2 protein-coding genes are annotated in these 1,292 nt (G+C 63.5%); both read left to right on the top strand.

Translation table 11 applies throughout. From position 1 onward, the window contains the following. Positions 1 to 7: 7 nt before the first annotated feature. Positions 8 to 745, top strand: a complete 738-nt coding sequence (locus IGW03_RS37655; protein WP_194727485.1) for an amino acid ABC transporter permease — start codon at positions 8 to 10, stop codon at positions 743 to 745. Next, a partial coding sequence (locus IGW03_RS37660) for an amino acid ABC transporter permease (RefSeq protein WP_194727486.1) occupies positions 742 to 1,292 on the top strand: 551 nt, incomplete at its 3' end. The genes IGW03_RS37655 and IGW03_RS37660, both read left to right, overlap by 4 nt.

A 1,292-nucleotide genomic window follows, 5' to 3' on the forward strand; every position in this document is an offset into this window, starting at 1 on the left:
GCAAACCATGAACTACAACTGGAACTGGCGCATTTTCTGGGAGCCGTCACCCGACGCCGTCGGCACCTACATGGACACGCTGCTGTCGGGCCTGTACTGGACCCTGGCCACCGCCTTGCTGGCCTGGATCATGGCCCTCGTCCTCGGCGCCGTCATCGGCACCCTGCGCACCCTGCCCAACAAGCTCGTCGTGCGCCTGGCCAATGCCTACGTCGAACTGTTCCGCAACATCCCCCTGCTGGTCCAGATGTTCCTCTGGTTCTTCGTCATGCCCGAGCTGGTCCCCGCGTCCCTGGGCAACTGGCTCAAGCAGCTGCCCAATGCACCGTTTGTCACCGCCGTGCTCTCGCTGGGCTTCTTCACCTCCGCCCGCGTCGCCGTCCAGGTCTCCGCCGGCATCGGCTCGCTGCCGCGCGGCCAGAAAATGGCCGGCACCGCCCTCGGCCTGACCCTGCCCCAGACCTACCGCCATGTGCTGCTGCCCATGGCCTTTCGCATCATCATTCCGCCGCTCACCAGCGAGTTCCTCAACGTCATCAAGAACAGCGCCGTGGCGCTCACCATCGGTCTGATGGAACTGACTGCCCGCGCCCGCTCGATGCAGGAGTTCTCGTTCCAGGTGTTCGAGGCCTTCACCGCCGCCACCATCATCTACATCGTCGTCAACGTGATCGTGGTCAACCTGATGCGCTTCATCGAGCGCCGCGTCGCCGTGCCCGGCTTCATCTCCGGCGGAGGCAAATAATGAACAACTTCGATTTCGACGTCATCGAGCGCTCCTGGGTCTACCTGTTCCAGACCGGCATGGCCTTCACGCTCGAGCTGACCGGCCTGGCCATGGTCGGCGGCATCATCCTCGGCACCCTGCTGGCGATGATGCGCCTGTCCTCCAACAAGGTCATCTCGACAGTCGCCACCACCTACGTCAACCTGATCCGCTCGATCCCGCTGGTGCTGGTGATCTTCTGGTTCTACTTCCTGGTGCCCTACATCGGCGCCTGGGTGATCGGCTCGAACCAGCCGGTGCAGGTGGGCGCCTTCACCTCATCACTGGTCACCTTCATCCTGTTCGAGGCGGCCTACTACTGCGAGATCATGCGCGCCGGCATCCAGTCGATTCCGCGCGGCCAGGTCTGGGCCGGCCAGGCGCTGGGCATGAACTACTGGCAGACCATGGGCAACATCGTGCTGCCGCAGGCGTTCCGCAACATGATCCCGGTCTTGCTCACGCAGACCATCGTGCTGTTCCAGGACGTGTCGCTGGTGTACGTGCTGTCGATCACCGACTTCGT

This window comes from Noviherbaspirillum malthae, assembly GCF_015352985.1.
Classification (GTDB): domain Bacteria; phylum Pseudomonadota; class Gammaproteobacteria; order Burkholderiales; family Burkholderiaceae_D; genus Noviherbaspirillum; species Noviherbaspirillum malthae.

Bases quoted from the DNA above. Each gene is read 5' to 3' on its own strand.
- IGW03_RS37655 (WP_194727485.1), top strand. From the start codon at position 8: ATGAACTACAACTGGAACTGGCGCATTTTCTGGGAGCCGTCACCCGAC.